At 46.7% G+C, this 23,825-nt stretch carries 28 protein-coding genes, 1 tRNA gene and 1 riboswitch; of the genes, 26 read left to right on the top strand and 3 right to left on the bottom strand.

What is annotated here, in order from left to right; all coding sequences use genetic code 11:
• The first annotated feature begins 186 nt into the window (after positions 1-186).
• The 10 genes from NQX30_03765 to trpB all read left to right on the top strand — a co-directional run bounded on the left by NQX30_03765 (position 187) and on the right by trpB (position 6,911).
• Entirely contained in the window at positions 187-432 is a 246-nt protein-coding gene (locus NQX30_03765; GenBank protein ID MDM5147487.1) for a hypothetical protein, read from the top strand.
• A 175-nt stretch (positions 433-607) separates the two neighbouring features.
• Positions 608-1,141, top strand: a complete 534-nt coding sequence (locus tag NQX30_03770; protein MDM5147488.1) for a hypothetical protein — start codon at positions 608-610, stop codon at positions 1,139-1,141.
• Positions 1,142-1,162: 21 nt separating this feature from the next.
• The gene (locus NQX30_03775) at positions 1,163-1,537 is read left to right on the top strand and encodes a lactoylglutathione lyase (protein MDM5147489.1); all 375 of its coding nucleotides are present in this window, start codon (positions 1,163-1,165) and stop codon (positions 1,535-1,537) included.
• Positions 1,538-1,894: 357 nt separating this feature from the next.
• Complete coding sequence (locus NQX30_03780; GenBank protein MDM5147490.1) at positions 1,895-2,005, top strand: hypothetical protein; 111 nt, start codon at positions 1,895-1,897, stop codon at positions 2,003-2,005.
• Between the two features lie 81 nt (positions 2,006-2,086).
• Positions 2,087-3,712: a cytochrome c oxidase subunit I gene (ctaD, locus tag NQX30_03785; protein ID MDM5147491.1), complete on the top strand. Its 1,626-nt coding sequence runs from the start codon at positions 2,087-2,089 to the stop codon at positions 3,710-3,712.
• Between the two features lie 76 nt (positions 3,713-3,788).
• Positions 3,789-4,010, top strand: coding sequence for a sulfurtransferase TusA family protein (locus NQX30_03790; GenBank protein MDM5147492.1), 222 nt, complete (start codon positions 3,789-3,791; stop codon positions 4,008-4,010).
• Positions 4,007-4,543: a molybdopterin adenylyltransferase gene (gene mog / locus NQX30_03795; protein ID MDM5147493.1), complete on the top strand. Its 537-nt coding sequence runs from the start codon at positions 4,007-4,009 to the stop codon at positions 4,541-4,543. The genes NQX30_03790 and mog overlap by 4 nt, the downstream gene beginning before the upstream one ends.
• Positions 4,543-5,103, top strand: coding sequence for a DUF2062 domain-containing protein (locus NQX30_03800; protein ID MDM5147494.1), 561 nt, complete (start codon positions 4,543-4,545; stop codon positions 5,101-5,103). Before mog ends, NQX30_03800 begins: the two co-directional genes overlap by 1 nt.
• Positions 5,084-5,716, top strand: coding sequence for a phosphoribosylanthranilate isomerase (locus NQX30_03805; protein MDM5147495.1), 633 nt, complete (start codon positions 5,084-5,086; stop codon positions 5,714-5,716). Before NQX30_03800 ends, NQX30_03805 begins: the two co-directional genes overlap by 20 nt.
• Entirely contained in the window at positions 5,703-6,911 is a 1,209-nt protein-coding gene (trpB, locus tag NQX30_03810) for a tryptophan synthase subunit beta (GenBank protein ID MDM5147496.1), read from the top strand. The genes NQX30_03805 and trpB overlap by 14 nt, the downstream gene beginning before the upstream one ends.
• Before the next feature lie 300 nt (positions 6,912-7,211).
• On the opposite strand, the gene NQX30_03815 is transcribed toward trpB, so the two are convergent.
• From NQX30_03815 to NQX30_03825, 3 genes are all read right to left on the bottom strand, one after another.
• The gene (locus NQX30_03815; protein MDM5147497.1) at positions 7,212-7,406 is read right to left on the bottom strand and encodes a hypothetical protein; all 195 of its coding nucleotides are present in this window, start codon (positions 7,404-7,406) and stop codon (positions 7,212-7,214) included.
• A 491-nt stretch (positions 7,407-7,897) separates the two neighbouring features.
• On the bottom strand, positions 7,898-8,182 hold the full coding sequence (locus NQX30_03820) for a DUF5675 family protein (GenBank protein MDM5147498.1): 285 nt from the start codon (positions 8,180-8,182) through the stop codon (positions 7,898-7,900).
• A gap of 360 nt (positions 8,183-8,542) precedes the next feature.
• A complete protein-coding gene (locus NQX30_03825; protein MDM5147499.1) occupies positions 8,543-9,388 on the bottom strand; it encodes a DMT family transporter in 846 nt (281 codons plus the stop codon).
• 90 nt (positions 9,389-9,478) lie between these two features.
• Between NQX30_03825 and infC the strand changes: the two genes are divergently transcribed.
• The 16 genes from infC (at position 9,479) to gcvP (ending at position 23,679) form a co-directional block, all read left to right on the top strand.
• Complete coding sequence (gene infC, locus NQX30_03830) at positions 9,479-10,024, top strand: translation initiation factor IF-3 (GenBank protein ID MDM5147500.1); 546 nt, start codon at positions 9,479-9,481, stop codon at positions 10,022-10,024.
• Positions 10,002-10,202: a 50S ribosomal protein L35 gene (gene rpmI / locus NQX30_03835; GenBank protein ID MDM5147501.1), complete on the top strand. Its 201-nt coding sequence runs from the start codon at positions 10,002-10,004 to the stop codon at positions 10,200-10,202. The genes infC and rpmI overlap by 23 nt, the downstream gene beginning before the upstream one ends.
• 23 nt (positions 10,203-10,225) lie before the next feature.
• Positions 10,226-10,579: a 50S ribosomal protein L20 gene (rplT, locus tag NQX30_03840; GenBank protein MDM5147502.1), complete on the top strand. Its 354-nt coding sequence runs from the start codon at positions 10,226-10,228 to the stop codon at positions 10,577-10,579.
• A complete protein-coding gene (gene pheS / locus NQX30_03845) occupies positions 10,572-11,588 on the top strand; it encodes a phenylalanine--tRNA ligase subunit alpha (protein MDM5147503.1) in 1,017 nt (338 codons plus the stop codon). Before rplT ends, pheS begins: the two co-directional genes overlap by 8 nt.
• Entirely contained in the window at positions 11,585-13,975 is a 2,391-nt protein-coding gene (pheT, locus tag NQX30_03850) for a phenylalanine--tRNA ligase subunit beta (protein MDM5147504.1), read from the top strand. The genes pheS and pheT overlap by 4 nt, the downstream gene beginning before the upstream one ends.
• On the top strand, positions 13,972-14,289 hold the full coding sequence (locus NQX30_03855; GenBank protein ID MDM5147505.1) for an HU family DNA-binding protein: 318 nt from the start codon (positions 13,972-13,974) through the stop codon (positions 14,287-14,289). Before pheT ends, NQX30_03855 begins: the two co-directional genes overlap by 4 nt.
• Entirely contained in the window at positions 14,270-14,599 is a 330-nt protein-coding gene (locus NQX30_03860) for a MerR family transcriptional regulator (GenBank protein ID MDM5147506.1), read from the top strand. The genes NQX30_03855 and NQX30_03860 overlap by 20 nt, the downstream gene beginning before the upstream one ends.
• A gap of 5 nt (positions 14,600-14,604) precedes the next feature.
• Positions 14,605-14,681, top strand: a tRNA-Pro gene (locus NQX30_03865).
• A gap of 9 nt (positions 14,682-14,690) precedes the next feature.
• Positions 14,691-15,437: a 5'/3'-nucleotidase SurE gene (surE, locus tag NQX30_03870; protein MDM5147507.1), complete on the top strand. Its 747-nt coding sequence runs from the start codon at positions 14,691-14,693 to the stop codon at positions 15,435-15,437.
• Positions 15,422-16,051: a protein-L-isoaspartate O-methyltransferase gene (gene pcm / locus NQX30_03875; protein MDM5147508.1), complete on the top strand. Its 630-nt coding sequence runs from the start codon at positions 15,422-15,424 to the stop codon at positions 16,049-16,051. Before surE ends, pcm begins: the two co-directional genes overlap by 16 nt.
• Entirely contained in the window at positions 16,045-17,058 is a 1,014-nt protein-coding gene (locus tag NQX30_03880) for a peptidoglycan DD-metalloendopeptidase family protein (protein MDM5147509.1), read from the top strand. Before pcm ends, NQX30_03880 begins: the two co-directional genes overlap by 7 nt.
• Before the next feature lie 94 nt (positions 17,059-17,152).
• Positions 17,153-17,752 carry an RdgB/HAM1 family non-canonical purine NTP pyrophosphatase gene (rdgB, locus tag NQX30_03885; GenBank protein ID MDM5147510.1) on the top strand — a complete coding sequence of 200 codons (600 nt, stop codon included), beginning with the start codon at positions 17,153-17,155 and terminating at the stop codon, positions 17,750-17,752.
• A 4-nt stretch (positions 17,753-17,756) separates the two neighbouring features.
• A complete protein-coding gene (gene hemW, locus NQX30_03890) occupies positions 17,757-18,977 on the top strand; it encodes a radical SAM family heme chaperone HemW (GenBank protein ID MDM5147511.1) in 1,221 nt (406 codons plus the stop codon).
• Between the two features lie 263 nt (positions 18,978-19,240).
• A riboswitch (glycine riboswitch) is annotated at positions 19,241-19,333 on the top strand.
• 28 nt (positions 19,334-19,361) lie between these two features.
• Positions 19,362-20,471: a glycine cleavage system aminomethyltransferase GcvT gene (gene gcvT, locus NQX30_03895; protein MDM5147512.1), complete on the top strand. Its 1,110-nt coding sequence runs from the start codon at positions 19,362-19,364 to the stop codon at positions 20,469-20,471.
• A complete protein-coding gene (gene gcvH / locus NQX30_03900) occupies positions 20,468-20,836 on the top strand; it encodes a glycine cleavage system protein GcvH (protein MDM5147513.1) in 369 nt (122 codons plus the stop codon). The genes gcvT and gcvH overlap by 4 nt, the downstream gene beginning before the upstream one ends.
• A complete protein-coding gene (gene gcvP / locus NQX30_03905; protein ID MDM5147514.1) occupies positions 20,836-23,679 on the top strand; it encodes an aminomethyl-transferring glycine dehydrogenase in 2,844 nt (947 codons plus the stop codon). Before gcvH ends, gcvP begins: the two co-directional genes overlap by 1 nt.
• Positions 23,680-23,825 lie beyond the last annotated feature (146 nt).

Here is a 23,825-nt window from a genome sequence, read left to right on the forward strand (position 1 = left end):
AATCAATAACCCATCAATCAAGGAGAAAATTATGGATTCATATGTTAAATCTAGTTTAATCAAAGATGGAGAAGTTCAATATGAAGGCAAAAGTTGTTATACGTACGAGAATAGACTCCAAATCTCAACATTAATCCGCGTTCAATAATTAGACACTTATTTAATGTACAAAAATCGTATTAAATAATGAATAAAAACAAAGATAAGCAAAAACTGATCACTCTATTTGAGGTTTCTGGTTCTGTACTTGCCATATTCTATGCGTTACTTATAGCGTCAAATACTGGGAATGAGATACTAGGATTTACACTATTGCTTGTGTCGTCCGGCTTATTTGCAGCATGGGCAGTCATAGACAAGCGTTGGGCATTTTTGTTGCTTCAATTTTTCTATGCCTCATCTGCAATAATTGGATTAATTCGTTGGAGTTAGAGTTGATAAGCTTCTTAAAATCTATCCGCCAATGCATTATTTAAAAAATAATATACGCGTAACAAAAACATAAATCTTACAACAATCATATTACATGGACGCTAGCATATTACATAAAGTCATACTGTTTTGGGTAATTTTTTATATCACCCCTGGTCCAGTGTGGATAACGGTTATGGAGGCGACCAGAAAGTTGAACTTTAGCAATACCTCTGTATTTTTCTTAAAAGTATTTTTTCCTGTCAATATATCTATTCAATTCTCGCAGGCTTTGATTTGTGTTGTTTTTGTTGACTTTGTTTCCAAAGCTTTTTTACACATAGATTTATTGCTTTATTCTTTGGGAGGTTGTTATATTTTGTTCCTCGCTTATAAGACTTTAAAAAGCAAAAAGTCCAATACTTTATTAGAGCTTACTTTTTCAAATTTAGCTATTGTTATGTTGCTTTCCCCCAAAATATGGTTATTGTTTCCATCAGGTTCTGTCATTGCTAATCAACTTAATCAAAGCGTAGTCATTAACGCGTTTGTTTTTGCTTTTTCTATGCTAGCAGTATCAAATTTGATGTTTGTTTTATATGTAATTATAGGAAAAATAGGCACTAAACTATTGAAGGATAATTTTTCTTATTTAACATTTTCTCTACTTATTTTGTTCGCTTTTTTTCTGTTTTATGAGGCATCTAAACTATTGTTACAAATTCCCTAACAACTTTAATAAGGAAACAATATGATAAAAATTTCTGTAAGTATTGATGTCTCAAACTTGAAACAAGCTGAGACTTTTTATATTGAAGCACTTGGTTGTAAAAAGCTGAGAAATCAAAGTGAAGGCATGTCGGTAATTTCAACTGAAAATTGCGATATATATTTACAAGAAAAAATGGCTGGAACAAAACCAATTCCATCAGAAGCGGTTGAGCGCGATTATGGTCGTCACTGGACACCAATCCATTTAGATTTTCTCATCATGAATGTAGATGATGTTGTTAAAAAAATACTTCAATTCGGCGGTCAACATGAAGGCGGCGAAAATGGTGATTGGGGTTCTATTGCGTATTGTGCAGACCCCTTTGGTAACGGTTTTTGTGTGATAAATGAATAAAACACGTAAATCCTACAACAACCATATTGCATGGATTCTAGCGTATTATATAAAGTCATATTGTTTTGGGTGATTTTTTACGTTACCCTTGACCCAGTGTGGATAGCGGGAATAGAAAATATGAATCTAGCGACAGTATAAATAATGATCAATTCGCAGAGCAGACGGTATCAAAATATCTAAGCCAACCGCCCCGCTGATCCTGCCACAAATGCCCAGAGAATTATGCACTCGTGAAAAGTTCTGATAATTTCAGACTATATAAAGATACCTTTGCTAAAGCTACCGATAGGCTCATTACTTCTGGCAGGTGTTCTGCTGATGATTTTCTGAATGCCTATTGGGCACGATTGCCGGATGGCTTTTTGGCGCGCGTATCACCACAGTATTACCACTACTATTTCCGACGTTAACCGCGTGGTATACGACATTTCATCCAAACCACCGGCGACGGTAGAGTGGGTATAATTCCCGTCAGTATTGTAAAATACAGTTACTTTTTAATTACTAATTTCACTTAATCAAGAATCAAGCAAGGTAACGTATCTCATGGAAGCAACTCTCTCCCACGACCATGTTGACGCGCATCACGCGCCCAAAGGGTTTGTAGCACACGCTTGGCACTATCTCACTACGACTAATCACAAAGATATCGGATCTTTGTATCTGTGGTTTGCCCTCACAATGTTTTTTATCGGCGGTATCATGGCACTGCTCATTCGCATAGAGCTTTTTCAACCAGGCTTGCAGGTGGTAGAACCAGAATTTTTTAATCAACTGACGACTATGCATGGGCTAATTATGGTTTTTGGCGCCATCATGCCAGCATTTACCGGTTTTGCCAACTGGCAAGTACCGCTAATGATTGGCGCTAGTGATATGGCGTTTGCGCGTCTCAATAATTGGTCGTTTTGGTTATTACCAGTGGCAGGTATATTGCTTGTCGGTTCTTTTTTCACTCCCAGCGGAGCTACCGCTGCTGGTTGGACATTGTACGCTCCATTATCTACCCAACAGGGCATTGGCATGGATATGGCAATTTTTGCCATTCACCTGATGGGAATTTCTTCCATCATGGGCGCTATTAACATCATCACCACCCTTCTCAATATGCGCGCACCCGACATGCCATTAATGAAAATGCCGCTATTTTGTTGGACTTGGCTGATTACAGCGTTTTTGCTTATTGCCGTTATGCCCGTATTAGCCGGTGCCGTCACGATGTTATTGACTGACCGACACTTTGGCACTGCCTTTTTCAATGCCGCCGGCGGCGGCGATCCAGTGCTATATCAGCATATTTTCTGGTTTTTTGGCCATCCTGAGGTATATATCATGGCACTACCAGCTTTTGGCGTGGTCTCGTCGGTCATTCCAGCCTTTGCTCGCAAACCACTGTTTGGTTATACCTCTATGGTGTATGCCACTGCCAGTATCGCCCTACTGTCATTTATTGTTTGGGCGCACCACATGTTTACGGTAGGTATGCCGGTGGCAGGAATCCTTTTCTTTATGTATGCCACAATGATTATTGCGATACCGACCGGTGTCAAGGTATTTAATTGGATTGCCACCATGTGGCGTGGTTCTATGACTTTTGAAGCACCGATGCTATTTGCTATTGGCTTTATCGTGTTGTTTACTATCGGTGGCTTTACCGGTCTAGTACTATCCATTGCACCGCTAGACATTCAACTGCAAGATACTTACTATGTGGTTGCACATTTTCATTATGTATTGGTTGCTGGCTCGCTGTTTTCTTTATTTGCTGGCGTGTATTACTGGTTACCCAAATGGACGGGACGAATGTATAACGAAACGCTAGGCAAAACACATTTCTGGTTGTCCATCATATTTTTCAATGTCACATTTTTTGTGCAGCACTTTTTAGGTCTCGCGGGCATGCCTCGGCGCGTTCCTGACTATGCTCTACAGTTTGCCGATTTTAATATGGTTAGCAGTATCGGCGCCTTTGGTTTTGGTTTCTCTCAGCTACTGTTTGTCTATGTAGTGATAAATTGCATTCGTAGTGGCGAAAAAGTCAGTGAAAAACGCGTATGGGAAGGCGCTGACACACTAGAGTGGGAACTGCCGACTCCAGTGCCATATCATTCCTTTCACGAAGCACCCAAAATTCGTTGGGAAGGACACCGACCAATAGTGATTGAATCGTAAAACTGAGAACTCTCAAATAAGGTGAGAATCCACTCCAAACGGCTCTTCTTATTCGCTACTCAAGTACAATAAAGCTATGCGTATTGAAATTGATTTAAGCGGGTTACGCTGCCCATTACCTGTATTGCGTGTCAAAAAAGCATTGAATGAAATAGCCGCCGGCGGTGAATTACGCGTTTTTGCCTCCGACCCTGAAGCAAAAAATGATATCCCTTCTTTCCTCAAACAAGCTGGTCACACGCTGCACGACATATCTGCAGCCGATGGTGGGCACTATTTCCTTATTCAAAAAAAATGAGTACGCTAATTGGCTTGCTTTCCGTTTCTGACCGTGCCAAGGCGGGAGTTTACGAAGATCGTGGTATTCCAGCATTGCGTACTTGGCTAAAAAAAACATTGTCTTCGCCGTGGAGAGATGATGCGCGCGTTGTCGCCGATGATTATGCCACTATTACGCAAACGTTACGTGAAATGATTGATGACGCCAGCTGCCAGTTGGTACTCACCACCGGCGGCACCGGTCCAGATCCCCGCGATGTGACACCCGAAGCCACTCTAGCCGTAGCTGACCGTGAACTCATCGGCTTTGGTGAGCAAATGCGGCGCACCAATTTAAAATATGTGCCCACCGCAATTTTGTCGCGGCAGACAGCAGCAGTGCGTGGTCGCGCTCTTATTATCAATCTGCCAGGGCAACCCAAAGCCATCGCTGAAACGTTAGACGGTATTTTTTCTGCCGTGCCTTATTGTCTGGACTTAATCGGTTCCCCCGGGATGCAAACAGATTCCACCGTACTCGCCGCCTTTCGCCCCAAAAGTGCTGGCGGCTAATGTTTTTTTCTCGAAGCTTTTTTCGTTCACTACGTTACCGCATCCGTCAAAATGAGCGGCTACTGATTCTTAAAGTGCGAGCTGCCCCGTATAGCTTATTAGCAAAAATGGCTGCCGCAAAAACACTCGCATTTGACGCACAATCCATTAGTCGCGGCTTGGCGGTAGGCATGTTTTGGTGTTTTGTCCCCATACCCCTGCAAATGTTTCCGGCAATGTTTTTTTGCTGGCTGGGACGCGCTAATATTCCAGTTGCAATTATTAGTGTGTGGATTTCCAATCCGCTAACCTATGTGCCAATTTTTTATTTTGAATACCAAATTGGCCAATGGCTTTTGGATTCAGATGCGGACAGCGTCACCTGGGACGGATTTTCACACTATTTACAAGACGGCGACGTGTGGTCATCCTCGTGGGAATTTTTGAGTCATATCATACACCCGCTCATGCAAGGCGCGATAGTATTGTCCACTTTCATGGCTATCATCGGCTATGTGTCAGGACTGTTACTATTTCGCTTTTTGGCAAAGAAAAAATCACATGCAACGAACCCGCGTTAAGTTTTGCGGCATTACCAACGCCGAAGATGCTCGCCATGCGGCACACCTTGGCGCCGATGCGATAGGACTAGTTTTTTATCCATTCGCCGCCACAACAGTGGACGTAGCGACGGCGGCGGACATTGTCCGCACACTGCCACCGTTTGTAACCGTGGTAGCATTGTTTGTCAATGCCGAACCTGCCACTGTGCAAGCCGTTGTAGATAACGTACGCCCTTCTTTGTTGCAATTTCACGGCGATGAAAATGCCGATGACTGCACCGTCTGGGAAGTGCCTTATATTAAAGCCTGTCGAGTACAAAATGCGGCGACAATTGAAGAAACACTGTGCCATCACTCTCAAGCACAAGCAATTTTGCTGGATGCCGCCGTTCACGGTCAATATGGCGGTAGCGGAACCTCTTTTGATTGGAAATTTATTCCTCAAAAAACGGCAATACCTATTATCGTTGCCGGTGGTTTGTCGGCAACAAACATCGGCGGGCTTGTCCGCAATCACCGTCCATGGGCAGTGGATGTGTCCAGCGGCATTGCCGAAGACGACAACAAACGTCGAAAAAATTGGGATAAAATGCGAAAATTCATGAAAGAAATTACTGATGCCGACACCTGATTATCAAATGCCCAACGCCGACGGACGGTTTGGCGAATTTGGCGGTAGCTATGTGGCGGAAACACTAACTTTTGCCTTGTCGCAACTACGTGACGCGTACAGCCGATATCGCCACGATGATGCTTTTGAACGCGAGCGCAAAAATATTCTTTTTGAGTATGTCGGACGCCCCTGCCCTGTATACCATGCCCGCCGATTGAGTGAGCAATACGGTGGAGCACAAATTTATCTTAAACGTGAAGACCTCAATCATACTGGCGCCCACAAAATTAATAACGCCGTTGGTCAAGTATTACTTGCTCGCCGCATGGGCAAACGTCGCATTATTGCCGAAACTGGTGCCGGTCAACATGGCGTTGCAACTGCTACCGTGTGTGCGCGTGAAGGGTTGCCCTGCGTTATTTTTATGGGAGCAGAAGACGTGCAGCGACAAATGCCAAACGTGCAACGCATGCGGTTGCTGGGAGCAGAAGTACATACCGTGCATTCCGGATCACAAACTCTCAAAGACGCGCTCAATGAAGCACTACGCGATTGGGTCACTAATGTGGACGACACTTTTTATATTATCGGTTCGGTCGCCGGTCCTCATCCGTATCCGATGATGGTACGCGACTTTAATGCCGTCATTGGTGAAGAATGTTTAAAGCAGATGCCGGAGGCAGCAGGACGTCATCCCGATACTATTATTGCCTGCGTCGGCGGTGGCTCAAACGCAATGGGAATTTTTTATCCTTATATTTCACATACTGATGTCGCGCTCATCGGCGTTGAAGCCGGTGGTAGCGGCGATGCTCATTGCCTCCATGCGGCTACACTAAGCCACGGTCGCCCCGGTGTGTTGCACGGCTCTCTTTCTTATTTGTTGCAAGACGAAGACGGACAAGTGCTCGCCACCAATTCAATTTCGGCGGGATTGGACTACCCCGGCGTCGGTCCTGAGCATTCATATCTCAAAGAAAGCGGACGCGCCACTTATGCCGCAGTCAGTAATGACGAAACACTGGCGGCGTTTGACGATCTGTGCCGACTGGAGGGTATTCTTCCAGCGTTAGAGAGCGCACATGCACTGGCACACGCTAAAAAAATTGCTGCTAAAATGAAGAAAGATAATATTATTTTAGTTAATCTGTCTGGGCGTGGCGACAAAGATTTGGCTTCTATTTTTAAAGCCAAAGGTTGGAAAACCGAATAATCAAAAACAGGTAAGGTTGGTAATTTCCTACCTAAAAAAATCATATCGTAAATTCATATCAGTATAAAAACCAAAAATTCTTGAGTTAATTTTTCAAGTTATTGAACGGTAACGACTACCCAGCACCGCAATAGCTTGTCTATATAACTCCGCATTTTTCTCTATAGTAAATTTTTGGTTATCTAAATTACGTTCTTTTACTCTTGTATCCAAATAATAAATAACCGAGCCAGAAGCAAAATATATAATGGTAGCGTCAAAAACCGTATAACCAATGCGCGTAGACGACATATACAATGATTAATTGGCGAACCCGTCGGTAGTGATAATCAAATACTCGTTTCCTAGTATCCACAGAATCACAACATCACGCCATGCCCATGTGGTGTCGCCTGATTGTTCGGCGTTAATTGATAGGAGCGCTGTTATCTCGGCTACGGCGGTGGGGCACCGAACAAATCCACGCGCTTGAGAGTAGGTGCATTGGTCGTCCATCGAGTATTTTCTGTCCTGGCATGCGGATAATCAGGCAGCACAGAAAACCTGCCCGTCGCCCATGACACGAAGCCATGGCCGGCGGCAGTGCTAGCAGCAGGCTTTCCCAACGTTATATTTGTCAGTAATTAAATAATAGCATCACGCAGTGCTGGTATGGCATCCATAGCCGCGAGTAAGTTTTTTCGCTGAATGCTATTTGCTTACCTTTAGGATCTTGAACACCCTCCCAATACATTATTCACGCATATCTGCTCGTGTGCATCTTCTATTTTTTGTTTGGCGCTGGCGGATGAGCGAATCATCAAGCGTCTGGTGCATTTGTTATGGTCCTTTTTGTTGAGGGCGCGTAATCTCATTGAAGAAATGTGTTCGGTTACCACGCCATCGGCGGCAACGCACACGGTAACAGGTCAATTGACCTACAGGTCTTTTTGAATTTTTATCATATTTTTTCTCTGAGTTATTTTGCGGTGGGAACGCCGTCATAATTAAATGAGCAGCCGTCTTATTTTTATGATTAGTCCTTCATCGGACCCTGCTGCAGCAGCGAGCTTCGAGTATATCCTGCAGTATGCCTTGGCGCTGTTAATTACTCTGCCTTCATTGTTCAATCGTAATTCTTCGCCAACTAACACATAGCCTTTGGTATCTTTGGCACTATTGCCGATGTGAATAAGTACCCACTTAAAATTTGGAATGTCGTTGATCAGCAACATGCCTCTGTGTTCCTCCGGATATTTTTTGGATCGCTCATGAAATCTCCCAGACGTGATGCGATATCCGCCGGTTTATATTGCTGTGCTACCGTATGCTTTTTTGGACCGCTCACCTTGGTGATATAACGAACCGCCGGTGCAAGTTCCCTCCGTATAAAACCTAACTAGTTCAATATTCATCTAATTTCAGTTAATTTTTCGGTTGGTGTTTTGCATTTTTTCTCCAGCCCATTAACCAGACAGCAAGACCCATCAATTAATATTAAAAACACCATTAAAAAGCGCTAGAATTCCGGACAACTAACTATCTCCATCAATCCCGACTCTCATTCATTCTGATGGCTAACAATCAGTCACATAAAAGTGCAGTTAATTACTCTAAAGTCAAGATAGGTTAATTTAACTCTGCCGGATATTTTATGCCTGTCGCAATATCACCAATATCATGGCAACCAAGATAAATAGCGCACCCAGTCCAGCTTGACCAGAGATGTGTTCGCCGTGCAAACCTACTGCAAAAACAGCAGCAAAAAACGGTTCCGCCAAAAAAATCATACTAGCTCGCACTGGAGAGGTAAAACGCTGATAATGCGTTTGCACCCAAAAAGAAAATACCGTTGCTCCCAATGCGGTCAGTAACAGGGCAAAAATAATTTTACTGTCCCACTTAGAAGGCAACAATGTCGGCTCAAACAACAGTGACACCAATAATGACATCGCTGCCACTGACGCAAATTGCATAAATGCCATGTCAATGCTGGATTGTTCCTTATCCAGCCGCGCCAATAGGAGAATATGTAGACCAATGAAGAGTGAACAGGCTAGTGTAAGCCAATCACCAAGGTTAATCTGGCGATAATCGGGTGTTGTCATCAACCCCAAACCAACAATTGCCAAACACACCATCGGCCAAACACGCCAACCACCACGTCTCAACAAAACCACCCAGACAACATTTAATCCAGTAATAAAGGCGCTATTAGCTGACGAAGTATAAACTAGCCCCCATGTTTGAAAAGCAAAAGATAAAAAAAGCACCACACCAAGCGCTCCTCCCAGCCGCCATTTTCGCCATAATGGCAACCGACGTGCCAATAACAGCATTACCGCCGCTGCTAAAGTAAAGCGCAACGCAAGAAAGGCAAAAACGGGCATTACGACCACCGCATCCTTGACCACTGGAAATGTCCAACCCCAAAAAAACGTTGCCGCCAGCAACATAATTTCCGCTACTCGCGGTGTAATGTGTTTTTTTGTGGGCACGGATAGCATCAATTTCTGCGGCAACGGTTATAATACGTCTCTTTTGTTTTGCGCAAAATTTATTTATCATAACACACCCAAGGAGGGCGCATAGAAAACACACCGCGTATTAACGAGGAGATTACAGCTTCTGATGTGCGCCTTATTGGCGCCGACGGTCAGCAAATCGGCTTGTTGTCGCTCGCGAGTGCACAGCAGCAAGCTACCGAAGCTGGTCTGGATTTAGTACAAATTTCTCCCGGCACATCTCCCGTTGTCTGCAAGTTGATGGACTACGGCAAGCACAAATATCGGGAAAGCAAAAAGCGGCAAGAAGCACGAGCACGGCAAAAACAAGTGGAAGTAAAAGAAATAAAATTTCGTTTATCCACTGGTGAAGCCGATTATGCCGTCAAACTGCGCAATGCCGTGCGTTTTTTGAATGAAGGCAACCGAGTCAAAGCCGTAATCGCTTTTCGCGGACGAGAAATCGTTAAGCAAAGCTTGGGTCGAGAAAGACTAGAAACTTTGCGCCACGATTTAGAAAGCATTGCCGATGTGGAACGCGCACCGGTTATGGAGGGTCGCCGTATGCAAATGTTTTTTATGAAAAAGAACGAAAAAAGGAAATCCAATGCCAAAAATGAAAACCAATAAAAGCGTCGCCAAACGATTTAGCCGCACCGGAAGCGGAAAAATAACCCACGCACGCGCCTATCGCCGCCATATACTGACCAAAAAATCTGCTGACCAAAAGCGCCGCTTGCGGCGTGATCCGGCAGTTGTTGTCGGTGCCGACGCCAAGCGTATTTTGCGCATGGCACCCTACCTGTAATTTTTTTCTAACGGAAAATTGCCATGCCCAGAGTAAAACGCGGGGTTACCGCCCGCCAACGTCATAAAAAAGTACTTGCCGCCGCCAAAGGCTTTCGCGGCCGGAGAAAAAATGTGTATCGCGTTGCCAAACAAGCGGTCATGCGTGCCGGTCAATTTGCCTACCGTGACCGGCGATGCAAAAAGCGTGACTTTCGCAGTTTGTGGATTGTGCGCGTCAATGCCGCTGCCCGCGCTAAAGGCATGACCTATTCGCAGTTCATGGGCGGACTACGTCGTGCCGGCGTTACAATCAACCGCAAAATGCTGGCAGATATTGCTTTTGACAACGCTCCCGCGTTTGAAGAACTGGCGCTTTTAGCGCAAAAACATGCCTGAATCTGGCGGCACTTGTCTGCCTTCAGAAAACACTATTTTGCAGGATGCAACAACGCGGTTTGTTGGCGCCGCTGACAATCATGCGCTGGATGAAGCAAAAGCTTTTTTTCTCGGCAAAAACGGACAATTGCAAACCTTATTACGTGGTTTGCCCTCTTTACCTGCCAAAGAACGCCCCGCCGTCGGCAAACAATTAAATGCCTTGCGCGAAAAAATTGAGCAACTGTATCAAGAAGGACGCGATCGTTTACGAAAAGAAAAAATGCAGCGTACATTGTCGCAAAAGATAGATGTCACCCTGCCCGGTCGTCAGATTGAAAGTGGTGGACTACATCCGCTGTCGCTGGCAACTGAACGGGCTGAAAATATTTTTTCATCCATCGGTTTTGGGATAGCCGATGGACCAGAAATTGAAACCGATTATTACAATTTCACAGCATTAAATCATCCGCCTGACCATCCGGCGCGCTCCATGCACGACACCTTTTATACCAGTGACGGTCGCCTGTTGCGCACTCACACTTCGCCGGTGCAAATTCGCCACATGTTATCGCACAGCGCGCCGCCAATACGCGCCATTGCACCAGGGCGTGTATACCGTTGCGATCACGACGCCACGCACTCACCGATGTTTCATCAAATTGAAGGCATTTGGATTGATGACACGGTAACATTTACCGGACTTAAAGGTGTGTTGGGTGCATTTTTTCGCGCTTTTTTTGATGATGATGACATCGCATTGCGTTTCCGCCCCTCTTATTTTCCGTTCACCGAACCGTCGGCAGAATGTGATATCCGGCGGAGCGATGGAGATTGGCTAGAAGTTGCCGGCTGTGGAATGATTCATCCCAACGTGCTTGTGCACGGCGGCGTCGACAACACTCAATATCGCGGTTTTGCTTTCGGCGTTGGCGTGGAGCGACTGGCCATGTTACTCTATGGCGTAACTGATATTCGGCAGTTTTACGAAAACGACTTGCGCTTCCTAAAACAATTCGCCAGCGAATGAAAATTTCGCGCCATTGGCTACAAACATTTTGCACCGGTCCGTTACCCGCAAATGCAGAACTCGCCGCATGCCTGACTAATCGCGGTTTTGAAGTAGATTTATATGAACCGGCAGCTATTGCTGACGGCTTGTACGCCGGACGGATTTTAGAAATTGCACCGCACCCCAACGCTGATAACCTCAATTGTTGTAAAGTGGACGTAGGAGATTCTAAACCACTGGATATTGTTTGTGGTGCGCCTAATGTGGCAACAGAAGTTGTGGTGGTAGTCGCCAAACCAGGAGCACGTATTGGTAATACCATCCTGCAAAAACGCGATGTGCGCGGCGTAGAATCAAACGGCATGCTTTGTTCCGCTAAGGAGCTGGGAGTAGGCATTGACGGCGATGGAATTTTATTATTAGATTCTGAAGAAATTGCCGTAGGCGAATTATTGAACGAATATTTACATTTGTCCGACACTATTTTTGATATCAGTATTACACCTAACCGCGGTGATTGTCTGAGTCATCTAGGTATGGTGCGAGAAGTCGTCGCTGTTGCCAATTTGCCACCACCTACGATAGACAATCCACATCATGCTGATATAGACGACACCGTTGCTGTGCGCATTGATGGTGGTGCTTCTGAAGCTTGCCCATATTACGGTTGTATTGTCATCCGCAATGTAGATGCGCGCCGACCATCACCGTGGTGGCTGCGCACTTTGCTAGAACGTTGCGGTTTACGCAGCATCAGTGCTGCCGTGGATGTTACTAACTACGTAATGTTGGCGCTAGGGCAGCCATTGCATGCTTTTGATTTGGACAAAATTGCCAACAGCATTCGGGTACGTTTTGCCGACGACGACGAAAAATTAACTTTGCTGGACGGCACCAAAGCGTGCTGCAATACCGACACATTGCTTGTCGCTGATGAGCAGCAAGGACTAGCGCTTGGCGGCATTATGGGCGGCATGTCGTCCATGGTGAGCGACACTACCACCAATATTTTGCTAGAAGGCGCCTTTTTTTCTCCACAAGTAGTACGTGGTAGAACACGACAATACGGAATTAATTCTGAAGCCGCATTTCGTTTTGAACGCGGTGTAGACAGACATATAGCACCGCAAGGACTGGCACTCGGCGCCCGCCTCATTAAACAAATATGCGGAGGTCAAGCCGGTCCGTTACAGTCATCCGGTGCTGGCAGCACGCTTGTTTCCAATATCGTCGTTAGTGGCGCACATATCCGCAGCCTCATTGGTGTTCCCGACATCGACACCACCACTGCCGCTGATTATTTATCGGCACTATCCATTCCCGTTAACGTTAACGGCGATATCCTGACCGTGTCTCCACCCTCATGGCGGTTTGATTTAGAACGTGACGTTGATGTAGTGGAAGAAGTGGCTCGTTCATGGGGATATGACAAGTTACCCGAAACCACGTCCACCGGCAACAGCAAAATGTTGCCACAACCGCCGCAGCCTTATACATCAACAAAAATGCGGCGACGGTTAGCATCACTGGGTTTTTCGGAAGCCATAACTTATGCCTTCGTACCACTACACTGGGAAAAATTATTAGGACAAGCCACTCCGGTGCAATTACAAAATCCAATTAGCGAGGACATGTCTGTTATGCGCACTACTTTGCTTGGTGGGTTGCTAGACCGAGCATTGTTTAATCAACGACGACAACGAGAACGATTGCGATTATTTGAAATTGGGCGCTGTTTTTTTAGTAATGAAAATGATGACTGGACACACCAACAACCACTCATGTTGGCTGGTGTTGTTGTCGGTAATATGCAGGCACCGCAGTGGGCAGAAAAAGCACGTGCCGCCGATTTTTTTGATATTAAAGGTTGGCTGGAATTTTTACTGCGTGACTGCCCTGGCGTGCGTTTTGAAGCTGACCGCACACACACCACATTACATCCGTACCAAGCGGTACGCATTACTGCCGATATAAACGACACAACGGTAGTTATTGGCACTGCAGGTGTGCTGCATCCAGCTATCACAGCAGAACTAGGATTTACCGAAGCACCGCTGGTTTTTGAGCTAAGTTTGCAGGCACTGAACAATATCCGCCAGCTACCGCAAGCCGTTGCAGTATCGCCGTTACCACTGGTTCGGCGTGATTTGTCAGTAACGGCAGCAGCCAATTTGACGGCAGCACAACTACTGGAATGCATCCACAAAGAAGCAACAAAATTGCCAATCATAAACATTTCCTTGTTTGACTGCTATGAGAGTGATAACATAAAAAAATGTTACGGAGTAAGGCTTCATATGCAGGGCACAAACGCCAATTTAACCGACAATGATATTAACTTGGCATTGGAGAAAGTAGTGAACGCACTAGAAAAAACCGGTTTTTCCTTACGGCAGGAAGGATGATGAAAGAAAAGCCCAATCTAATTCGCAACGATATTGCGCAAGAATTACAGAACGACGTAGGCTCTTTTATTGAGGCGCGGCGATTTACCGATGTTTTTTTTGACGTTCTCGGCGAAGAAATTACCCAAAAAGATGAATTTAAAATTCATGGTTTTGGTGTCTTTCGCTGTATACAAAAAAAATCCCGCATCGGACGCAATCCAAAGACACTTGAAGAAGCCGAGATTAAACCGCGGCGTGTGGTGAGTTTTATCGCCGGTGGCACTGTCAAATCAAAAATTATTTCGGGGCGGCGTGAAAAAACTGGAAATTAACAAACAAAAATTCCCTGCCGTTCCTGACCGCCGTTATTTCACAATCGGTGAGGCGGCTAAGCTGGCTTGCAGCAAGCCACACACGTTGCGTTACTGGGAGCGCGAAGCACCGGTGCTGGACAATGTAGAACGCCGCGGCAACCGGCGTTATTACACTCGCGACAATGTGCTGAGGCTACAACGCGTAAATTACCTGCTGGCCGAAGGAAACACACTAGCCGGAGTAAACCGCGCATTGCAGCAAACACCTTCCAAGCAATCGCTAGCATGGCTACGAGATGAGTTGCGAGAAGTGATTTCTATTTTATGAACAGTCGGGGCGTGGCGCAGCCTGGTAGCGTACCTGCATGGGGTGCAGGGGGTCGGAGGTTCAAATCCTCTCGCCCCGACCATTATTAATAATGCATATTTTAATCACCAATGACGACGGTTTTGACGCCATAGGTATTCGCTATCTCATTAACTCAGTTTGTGATTTAGGTGATATTACTGTTGTTGCGCCAGAAAAAAATCACAGTGGAGCCTCATCGGCACTCACTCTCATTGGTGAAATTACAGTACGACGAGTTGCGGACAATCGTTTTCGCGTTGGTGGCACGCCCACTGACTGTGTGCATTTGGCACTAACTGGCAACTTTCTACTTTCTAAACCGGACTTAATCGTTTCCGGAATAAACAACGGCGCTAACTTAGGTGATGACACTATTTATTCGGGGACAGTTGCAGCAACGATTGAAGGGCACCTATTTGACGTCCCGGGAATGGCATTCTCCATGGCGGGAAAATCAGAGCAACACTATGCTGCAGGCGCCACCGTTGCTCGTCGTTTAGTATCGTTATTTCAACAAAAAGCGTTATCCGGCTTGCCGCTGCTCAATGTTAATATCCCTGACGCACCGGAAAACAACATCGCCGATATCATGACCACAAGGCTGGGGCGGCGGCATGCCGCCGAGCCATCGATATTGCTAAACAGGGACGAACATACAATGCTTTATACTATTGGCGAAGCTGGCAAAGCCCGCGATAACAGCATCGGAACCGATTTTCACGCTATTGAAAACGGCGCAGTTTCAGTGACGCCACTAATGGTAGATTTAACAGATTCTGCACAACTCGGCAGAGTATGGGAATGGTTACAGTCCTGACTCCACCCACTGGCAGTGTTCTTCGTCACCTAAACGGACGTATTCGTCACCGGCAGGTGTTAGAGGCTTTTGAACGAGTAAATCGTAGCGCGTTTTTAGATTCTTCGTTGTGGCCTCGCGCCACCGCTGATAGCGCCTTACCTATTGGCTTTTCACAAACTACTTCGCAACCATTAGTCATTGCCCGCATGATAGAAATGATGTTACGCGGCGGTAATGCTCAAAATATATTAGAAGTTGGTGCCGGTTGCGGCTATCAGACCGCGCTACTGGCTGAAATTTGCGCCCACGTGACCGCCGTTGAGCGCATCGGCACACTTGCACGGCAGACAAACCGACGCCTGCGGGGGATGGGATACAATAACGTCCGTGTTGTACACGCAGATGGTGTTGTCGGTTGCACACAAGCCGCACCTTATGATGGCATTATCGTTTGTGCTGAACATAAAGCTATTCCCAGCGCGCTGGTTGAGCAGTTATCTGCTGATGCATTACTGGTCATGCCGCTAGAAGACTCTAGCGTTACCCGTCTGGTAGCGATTAATGCCGAAAGCCGCATTGCCGCCCGCCGCGATACCGTAAATTTTGTGCCTTTGTTAGAAGGAAAATGTTAAAAAAAATATCTGCCTTTTTGATACTTCTTCCACTTGCAGCTTGTGCACCTTCACAGGTACCTGCGCCAGTATCAACTGTGGATGAAATCAAATCAAAAAAATTTCTCAGTATCGCACCTGAACAGCCGGAACCGCAAGTTAACCGCCCCGACTTTCACAAAATCAGTAGCGGAGAAACACTGCAAGAAATCGCTTTTAACTACGGCTTGGATTATCGTGAATTGGCGGTGTGGAATGGTCTTTCCGACCCTAACAAAATATACGCCGGCAATCTGCTACGCCTTTCACCAACTAATAATACACCTGTGACCGATGTTGTCACGAGCCAAAAGTCGGCGGGCATTGTCGCTACACCCGAACTCGTCCCCTCCTCACCTACGCCAACAGCTGAACCAAAGCCGACTCGCCTCACGGTTGGTACGACAACGCCGTCTTCATCACCCGATGGCACTAATGCACCAGTCAAGACATCTCCGCTAGCCAGCAAATATCCTTATGACAAAAACACGCTTAATAAGTTACGTACCGCTTGGCAAAATAAACACGCCACGCCCACAAAAACTAAACTTAGTGAAGCCGCAACAGCACCAACTCCCCAGCCTACGACAGATGGAGCGCCACAGACGGTACGACGACGTTTTGATGTAGACTGGAGTTGGCCATCTAGCGGTGGTATCAGCCAAAAATTCAGTAATTCTTCCAAAGGCATTAACATTAACGGAAATAAGGGCGATGCGGTATATGCCAGTGCCGATGGACAAGTCGTATACGTAGGCACCGGCGTTAAAAGCTATGGGCGTCTCGTTATCTTAAAACATAAAAACGATTATCTAAGTGCCTATGCACACAATGATGAAGTTTTTGTTAAAGAAAGTCAATCGGTAAAGCGTGGTCAAAAAATCGCTATGTTTGGTGACAGCGGCACTGACCGCGTAATGTTGCACTTAGAAATTCGTAAAGCCGGAAAACCGTTTGATCCATTACAAGTTTTGCCAGCGAAGCCTTAAAACTATTATCGGTGACTTTTTTCAAATGCAAAATAAGACCACCAATTACATTTTTTCACCTGATTAAAATTCTCCCAGCAATATAATTATTGGCATGTCCTTTCCGACTATTGTTATCGCCAGTGGAAACACCGGCAAAGTGCGTGAAATTCGTGCTGCCTTACAGCCACTAGCTGCGCGGCTACCTTGTTTAGCTGATTTAGGACTAAATGGTGCCGAAGAACCGTATGGTACATTTTTTGAAAATGCCCTGGCTAAAGCGCGAGCGGCAGCTGCGGTAAGTGGTGAAACAGCAGTAGCCGATGATTCGGGCTTGGTAGTAAAAGCTCTAAACGGCGCACCGGGAGTGCATTCAGCGCGTTATGGTGGCGACAAAACCGACGATGCAACTAACAATAACAAGCTATTACAAGAGATGGTTGGGAAAAAAGACCGGACAGCATTTTATTATGCGGCGATGGTTTTGGTGCAGACAGCAAACGATCCAGCACCAATGTTTGCCGAAGGATTTTGGTGCGGTGAAATTATTAATGAATCGCGTGGTGACGGTGGATTTGGCTATGACCCACTGTTTTATGATCCGCGTGTGGGCAAGACTGGTGCGCAAATGACGCTGGAAGAAAAAGAAGCCGTCAGTCATCGCGGACAGTCGTTACGTGAATTAATGCGACTAATTAAAACTCGCCGCTTTTAAATACATGGAAGCACCGCTGCTGTCAGCGGGGCGAGTACGTAACCCGCCACCTCTGAGTCTGTATATTCATCTGCCGTGGTGTACGCGCAAATGCCCTTATTGCGATTTTAATTCTCATCAGGCGGCGACACAGATTCCTGAAACAGAATACATTAACGCTCTGTTAGCCGACGCCGAGTCACTACTACCTGCAATATGGGGTCGACGCGTGCAAACGATTTTTTTAGGTGGAGGCACACCCAGCTTGTTTTCACCAACAGCAATTGACCGGCTATTTAGCGGGCTGCGAGCACTGTCTTTGTTGCCTCCCGATATAGAAATAACCATGGAAGCTAATCCCGATTCTTCCGATATGCAAAAGTTTTCTGAATTTCGCGCTTTGGGTATAAATCGTCTGTCATTAGGTGTACAGAGTTTTGATGACTCTTGTTTGCGGATACTTGGCAGAGTGCATGACGGCGCTGCTGCACGACGAGCAGCTACTGCTGCTACTGAATTTGATAATTTTAATATAGACCTTATGCATGCACTGCCGGGACAAACGGCAACTGCGGCATCAACAGATGTAAAAATAGCGATTGAATTTGCTCCCACACATTTGTCGTTATATCAATTGACTCTAGAGCCTAAAACTCCTTTTTTTCGTCATCCACCAACCGGTTTGCCAAGTGAAGATACCGGTGCTGACATTGCCGATGCCGTAGCTCGAACGGCAGCAGAAAATGGCTATGCACGCTATGAAGTGTCCGCATATGCCCGCGCAGAAACACAATGCAACCACAATTTAAACTACTGGCGTTTCGGCGACTATGCCGGCATTGGCGCCGGCGCTCATGGAAAACTTACAGTACACGGCGAGATATGGCGGGATGTGCGGATTACACATCCCGCCACCTACATGCGCCAAGCCGCCGCCGGCACGGCCGTTGCTAAACGAAACAAAGTTTCCGTTCGCGAAGCAGCTTTTGAATTTTTACTTAACGCATTGCGGCTGACTGATGGTTTTGAAACGGCAATACTTACCGATTACGCCGGAGTCACCATTGCTGATATTGAAGTACCTCTGGCGGCTTGCGAGGCAGACGGACTACTAGAACGCACTGCCACCCATATTCGTCCAACTACAAAGGGATTGCGATATTTAAATGACATGCTCATACGATTTTTACCAACAGAAAAATCAGTTAACAGACAGCACACAATAGTTTTACAAACAGCCAAATAAGACATATAAAAATAATGGCGGAAAAAATCGTTAAAAACATTTAAATTCCGGTTTATCCCTAACCGACAAAGTAACATGATTGACACGCCGACATAAATTACCTGATTCTTCCAACAAAATAAAATCACGGTTTTGTTTTTATGAGCAAGAGTGGTACCATAACGCTTAGGTCTATTGTGCCAGCGGGAAAGAAAAAAGCGATGTGCTTTTTCGCCGACGGAAATAACTTCCCGGAAACTCTCAGGCAAAAAAACCGCCGCGTACAAGACCTGTCTGGAGAGCAAGCGTAAACGCTTCACCGAAGGGGCACCCTCCACGGAGGCAATCTCTCAGGTTATCGGGACAGACGGGATGATTTGCCATTTGGCAAGGAAGGAGCCTGTTATGCCTAAAATTCATCATACACCGTTAAACGATTTACACATACAGTGGCGTGGCAAAATGACCGACTTTTCCGGTTATTCGTTGCCGCTGTCTTATGCTGGCGGTGGCTTTATTGCCGAACATATACATACTCGCACACAAGCATCATTGTTTGATGCTTCACACATGGGACAGCTAACGGTTTCTGGCAGCAACGCAGCTGAAACACTGTCAAAGCTCACTCCGGCAGACGTATCGCATATTGCCGTCGGTACCACTAAATATGCTGTTCTTACTAGCGACTGTGGCGGTGTGCTGGATGACTTTATTATCGGTAATGACGGTGACCGCGGTTTTTTCATTGTATTTAATGCTTCACGCAAGGCGGTAGATATTGCTCATTTACGAAAGCATTTGCCCGCTTCTTGCACTATCACCGAAATGTCCACGTGGGCGTTGCTTGCCCTGCAAGGTCCTCAAGCTGCGGCAGTTATGGAAACCATATCGGCGACAGCTGTCACGCTAAATTTCATGCACGCCGGCTGGTTTAATATTGACGGTGTTGAGTGCCGCATCACACGCGGCGGCTATACTGGCGAAGACGGTTTTGAAATTTCCATTCCCGCAAAGGCTGCCGTTAATATCGCTAGCCAATTGGCGGCACATCCCGCAGTCAAACCCGCCGGCTTGGGTGCACGCGATTCATTACGGTTGGAAGCAGGGCTGTGTTTGTACGGACACGAACTAACCGAGAATATTACGCCAATAGAAGCAGGATTGCTATGGTCGATACCAAAACATCGCCGAGAAGGTGGAGATTATGCCGGCGCCGACATTATTACTCAGCAAATTGCTAACGGACCATCACGAAGCTTGGTAGGATTGCGCCCACAGGGGAAAAAAGTCGTGCGCGCCGGCGCCAAACTGCGTAGCACTACCGGAGAAGATATCGGTGCAGTTACTAGCGGATTACATGGACCAAGTTTGCAATTCGCCATTGCGCTGGGATTTGTTAAAACCCCATACGCTGCAACGGGCGGTATTATCACCGCCGAAGTGCGCGGTGAATGGATTAATTGTGAGGTAGTCAAACTGCCTTTTGTTTCACACCAATATAGGAGAAAATCATGAGCAAGCAATATACACAAGAACACGAATGGATTGAAGACGTCGGTAACGGGCGTTTTCGCGTTGGCATTACCGATTTTGCGCAGGAACAGCTGGGCGACGTAGTGTCGGTGGAACTGCCGGAAGTTGGACAATATGTTGCTCAAAAAGAAGAATGTGCTGTTATTGAATCAGTTAAAGCCGCCAGCGACATTTATGCACCCATTTCCGGCGAAGTAGCTGCCGTTAATGAAACATTGATTGACAATCCGGGGCTAGTCAACGAATCACCCGAAGACGGAGGTTGGCTGTGGGAAATGACAACCGACGCGGCGGCGGAAGAACTCATGGATGCGACGGCGTATGCCGCATTTGTGGAAGAAGCATAATGAACAACCGTAACGATTTTTTACCGACGGCAGGTTTTGCTAACCGGCACTGTGGCATATCGTCAGAAGATCAGCGAGAGATGTTGCAGACTATCGGATTTGAAAAATTAGATGACATGGAAAAAATTCTTCCGCCGGAAATCGTCGGGCGCCTACCAGACATTGGACCAGCACTAACTGAAGATGAAGCCACCGCCGAGTTGTCGTCCATGGCGAGAAAAAATAAAGTAGCAGTGAGCATGCTCGGGCTTGGCTACTATGGCACGAGTATGCCGGCAGTGGTACGCCGTAATTTACTAGAAAGCGCTGCCTGGTACACTGCCTACACGCCTTATCAGGCCGAAATTGCACAAGGTCGGTTGGAAATGCTGCTTAATTTTCAAACTCTGGTAATTGATTTAACCGGCTTGCCTATGGCTGGAGCATCGTTGTTGGATGAAGCGACGGCAGCGGCAGAAGCCATGACCTTACTGCGGCGTCAAAGTCGTTCTGACAGCAATGTTTTTCTTGTTGATGAAACGCTGTTTCCACAAACTTTGGCAGTTCTAAAAACGCGCGCCGCACCGCTGGGAATTCAACTCAATATTTTGCCGGCAGAAAAATGTACCGAAGCGCCAGAAGCCTTTGGCGCCATTTTGGGTTATCCTGCCGGTGACGGACGGTTGTATGATCCATCAGCAATTGTAGAGACTCTCAAAAGCCGTAATATTGGTGTTGCCTGCTGCACAGATTTGCTAGCCCTCGCATTAATTAAATCACCAGGAGAAATTGGTTTTGACGTTGCCGTGGGCAATGCCCAACGTTTGGGTGTGCCAATGGGTTGTGGCGGACCACACCCTGGATTTATGGCTTTTTCGTCCACATTACGCCGCCACGTGCCGGGTAGGCTGGTAGGCGTTTCCAAAGATACCCATGGTCGTGCCGGTTTTCGCCTATCGGCGCAAACACGCGAACAGCATATTCGTCGCGAAAAAGCTACTAGCAATATCTGTACTGCACAAGCACTGCCGGCAATGTTAGTAGCAGCATATGTGGTGTATCGCGGTCCGGATCGGCTAAAGGCCGTAGCAAAACGAGTGTGGCGGCTGGCTTTAGCTTTGGCGGCAGGATTACGAAAAATGGGACGAGCCCCATTACATGATAACTTTTTTGACACCCTACGGGTGTCGGCAACAGATGCAGTGGCGGTGGTGGACAAAGCGCTGCAAAACGGTATCTGCCTGTTGCATCGTGATGGCGTCGTCGGCATTAGCATAGACGAATGCACCACCCCAACACATATTGAAGCAGTATGGCACGCCTTTGGTGGTAACGCACCCGATTTTGACGCCATTGCCTCGGAAATCGATGATACCTTACCTGCCAAATTCGTACGCACCGACGCTTTTTGCACACACGAAACATTTAATATTTATCATACCGAACATGAGATGTTGCGTTACTTGCGGCGGCTTGGGCAAAAAGACATTGCCCTTGACCGTTCCATGATTCCGCTTGGTTCGTGCACAATGAAACTTAATGCTGCCGTACAAATGGAACCACTGTCTTGGCCTCTGTTAGCAAACGTTCACCCTTTTGCGCCAGCTTCGCACCAGGCCGGTTATGCACAACTCGCTGCCAAGTTAGAATCACTATTAGCAAAAATATCAGGTTTTGACTCTGTGTCTTTGCAACCAAACGCCGGCGCCCAAGGCGAATACGCTGGTCTGCTGGCGATACGCCGCTATCTTGATAGCCTTGATCAAGGACATCGCGATGTGTGTTTAATTCCACTGTCCGCACATGGCACTAATCCAGCCAGCGCGGTCATGGCGGGTATGCGCGTGGTGCCGGTAGAAATTGATAATGCAGGGCAAGTGAGCGAAGATGATTTACGGCAAAAAATTGCCCTCCACCGTAACAATCTGGCGGCATTAATGCTCACCTATCCATCCACTTACGGCGTATTTGGTAGAAGAATGCCGGCATTGTGTGAGCTTGTACACGAAGCAGGCGGACAGGTATACATGGACGGCGCCAATTTCAACGCCTTAGTCGGCGTATCACTACCCGGACAGTTTGGTGCTGATGTTATGCATATTAATTTACACAAAACTTTTTGCATTCCACACGGCGGTGGAGGTCCCGGCATGGGACCGATTGGAGTGCAGGCACACCTGCGTGAATTTTTACCCAAACATCCCATGCAAAATGGCGGGGAAGATGATTATGATACCGTATCGGCCGCGCCGTGGGGGTCGGCGTTAATTCTCCATATTTCTTGGATGTATATTCGCATGATGGGCGCTGATGGACTGCGCCGAGCGACATTAAGCGCCTTACTCGCCGCTAACTATATCGCCAAACAGTTAGGTAGCGCTTATCCAGTGGAATTTCATGACGAAAACGGTTATGTGGCACATGAATGCATTGTAGATGCACGCGTATTCAAATCGGCAGGGGTGTCAGTAGAAGACATTGCCAAACGGTTGATGGACTACGGTTTTCATGCACCGACAGTATCATGGCCAGTGGCAGGCGCGATGATGATTGAGCCCACCGAATCGGAAACCAAAAACGAAATAGACCGCTTGTGTGACGCCTTGTTGTCTATTGTCGGTGAAATCAAACGCATTACCGACGGTGAATGGCCACGTGATGATAATCCGTTGATAAACGCACCGCACACCGCCGAAGATTTGCTGGTAGAAAATTGGACACATCCATACAGTCGAGAAACGGCAGCATATCCATTATCTTGGGTGCGGCGCCATAAATACTGGCCACCCATCGGCCGCATAGATGCCGCTTGGGGCGACCGCAATTTGGTATGCGCTTGTCCGCCCATAGAGTCTTACAGCTAAACAGCGATTGGGTTTTAAAATAATAGTAATGGTCACTTGACCATTACTACCTAACATTGCCCAGTTTTTATTACTGTTCGCGCTCACCAGTGTGCCCTTCTCTGCTGATTATGTTCATCGCGTAGCAGCGTTAAAGCTCGCCCGCG

It is taken from the genome of Candidatus Persebacteraceae bacterium Df01 (assembly GCA_030386295.1).
GTDB classification, from domain to species: Bacteria; Pseudomonadota; Gammaproteobacteria; order Tethybacterales; family Persebacteraceae; genus Doriopsillibacter; species Doriopsillibacter californiensis.

What these genes read in the sequence shown, in the direction of transcription:
- NQX30_03765 (MDM5147487.1), top strand. Translation starts at nt 187, where the DNA reads ATGAATAAAAACAAAGATAAGCAAAAACTGATCACTCTATTTGAGGTT.
- NQX30_03770 (MDM5147488.1), top strand. Translation starts at nt 608, where the DNA reads ATGGAGGCGACCAGAAAGTTGAACTTTAGCAATACCTCTGTATTTTTC.
- NQX30_03775 (MDM5147489.1), top strand. Translation starts at nt 1,163, where the DNA reads ATGATAAAAATTTCTGTAAGTATTGATGTCTCAAACTTGAAACAAGCT.
- NQX30_03780 (MDM5147490.1), top strand. Translation starts at nt 1,895, where the DNA reads ATGGCTTTTTGGCGCGCGTATCACCACAGTATTACCACTACTATTTCC.
- ctaD (MDM5147491.1), top strand. Translation starts at nt 2,087, where the DNA reads ATGGAAGCAACTCTCTCCCACGACCATGTTGACGCGCATCACGCGCCC.
- NQX30_03790 (MDM5147492.1), top strand. Translation starts at nt 3,789, where the DNA reads ATGCGTATTGAAATTGATTTAAGCGGGTTACGCTGCCCATTACCTGTA.
- mog (MDM5147493.1), top strand. Translation starts at nt 4,007, where the DNA reads ATGAGTACGCTAATTGGCTTGCTTTCCGTTTCTGACCGTGCCAAGGCG.
- NQX30_03800 (MDM5147494.1), top strand. Translation starts at nt 4,543, where the DNA reads ATGTTTTTTTCTCGAAGCTTTTTTCGTTCACTACGTTACCGCATCCGT.
- NQX30_03805 (MDM5147495.1), top strand. Translation starts at nt 5,084, where the DNA reads ATGCAACGAACCCGCGTTAAGTTTTGCGGCATTACCAACGCCGAAGAT.
- trpB (MDM5147496.1), top strand. Translation starts at nt 5,703, where the DNA reads ATGCCGACACCTGATTATCAAATGCCCAACGCCGACGGACGGTTTGGC.
- NQX30_03815 (MDM5147497.1), bottom strand. Translation starts at nt 7,406, where the DNA reads ATGGACGACCAATGCACCTACTCTCAAGCGCGTGGATTTGTTCGGTGC.
- rpmI (MDM5147501.1), top strand. Translation starts at nt 10,002, where the DNA reads ATGCCAAAAATGAAAACCAATAAAAGCGTCGCCAAACGATTTAGCCGC.
- rplT (MDM5147502.1), top strand. Translation starts at nt 10,226, where the DNA reads ATGCCCAGAGTAAAACGCGGGGTTACCGCCCGCCAACGTCATAAAAAA.
- pheS (MDM5147503.1), top strand. Translation starts at nt 10,572, where the DNA reads ATGCCTGAATCTGGCGGCACTTGTCTGCCTTCAGAAAACACTATTTTG.
- pheT (MDM5147504.1), top strand. Translation starts at nt 11,585, where the DNA reads ATGAAAATTTCGCGCCATTGGCTACAAACATTTTGCACCGGTCCGTTA.
- NQX30_03855 (MDM5147505.1), top strand. Translation starts at nt 13,972, where the DNA reads ATGATGAAAGAAAAGCCCAATCTAATTCGCAACGATATTGCGCAAGAA.
- surE (MDM5147507.1), top strand. Translation starts at nt 14,691, where the DNA reads ATGCATATTTTAATCACCAATGACGACGGTTTTGACGCCATAGGTATT.
- pcm (MDM5147508.1), top strand. Translation starts at nt 15,422, where the DNA reads ATGGTTACAGTCCTGACTCCACCCACTGGCAGTGTTCTTCGTCACCTA.
- NQX30_03880 (MDM5147509.1), top strand. Translation starts at nt 16,045, where the DNA reads ATGTTAAAAAAAATATCTGCCTTTTTGATACTTCTTCCACTTGCAGCT.
- rdgB (MDM5147510.1), top strand. Translation starts at nt 17,153, where the DNA reads ATGTCCTTTCCGACTATTGTTATCGCCAGTGGAAACACCGGCAAAGTG.
- hemW (MDM5147511.1), top strand. Translation starts at nt 17,757, where the DNA reads ATGGAAGCACCGCTGCTGTCAGCGGGGCGAGTACGTAACCCGCCACCT.
- gcvT (MDM5147512.1), top strand. Translation starts at nt 19,362, where the DNA reads ATGCCTAAAATTCATCATACACCGTTAAACGATTTACACATACAGTGG.
- gcvH (MDM5147513.1), top strand. Translation starts at nt 20,468, where the DNA reads ATGAGCAAGCAATATACACAAGAACACGAATGGATTGAAGACGTCGGT.
- gcvP (MDM5147514.1), top strand. Translation starts at nt 20,836, where the DNA reads ATGAACAACCGTAACGATTTTTTACCGACGGCAGGTTTTGCTAACCGG.